The 629-nt window shown below is 38.3% G+C and carries 1 protein-coding gene; it reads left to right on the forward strand.

Features of this window, described 5'->3' with window-relative positions; all coding sequences use genetic code 11:
• Nucleotides 1-360, forward strand: a 360-nt coding sequence (locus tag E5983_RS09350) for an IS66 family transposase (protein WP_160332692.1), incomplete at its 5' end; no start/stop codon positions are given.
• Between the last annotated feature and the right edge of the window lie 269 nt (nt 361-629).

Raw genomic sequence — 629 nt, forward strand, 5'->3', positions numbered from 1 at the left:
TATGTCTTACCAGAATCCAAGTTAGGCCGTGCTCTCAAATACAGTTTGGATTATGAGTCCACATTCAAAACTGTACTAGAGGATGGACGTCTCGTTCTATCCAATAATTTGGCAGAAAGAGCAATCAAATCCTTAGTAATGGGACGCAAGAATTGGTTGTTCTCCCAGAGTTTAGGGGGAGCAGAGTCTAGTGCGATTATTATGACTCTAATTGAGACAGCCAAACTCCACCAAGTGGACAGTGAAAAATATATAGTTTTCCTACTAGAACATTTACCAAACGAGGAGACTCTCGAAAAAAAGGAGGTTCTAGAGGCTTATTTACCATGGGCAAAACAAATACAAGAGCATTGTCGTTAAAGAAACCTCCAAGATTCAAAGCAAGCTGCTTACAATCTTGGAGGTTTTTTGATGTACCCTGTTATTGGGCGCTTACAAAACTTCCAGAATCCCTGATAGATCAAGGTTTCTAGAAGTTTTTGATTTTCACCCATTGGGTGAGACATATGACTGGACAAAAAAAGGGTTCCCCTTTATGATATAAGCATCAACAAAATCACAATCAGAAAGGAAACCCATATGTTTAGTCTAACAAATAACAGTTCTAAAAACAACACTTTTTCTTTCGA

This window comes from Streptococcus danieliae, assembly GCF_009767945.1.
In the GTDB taxonomy this organism is placed as follows: Bacteria; Bacillota; Bacilli; order Lactobacillales; family Streptococcaceae; genus Streptococcus; species Streptococcus danieliae.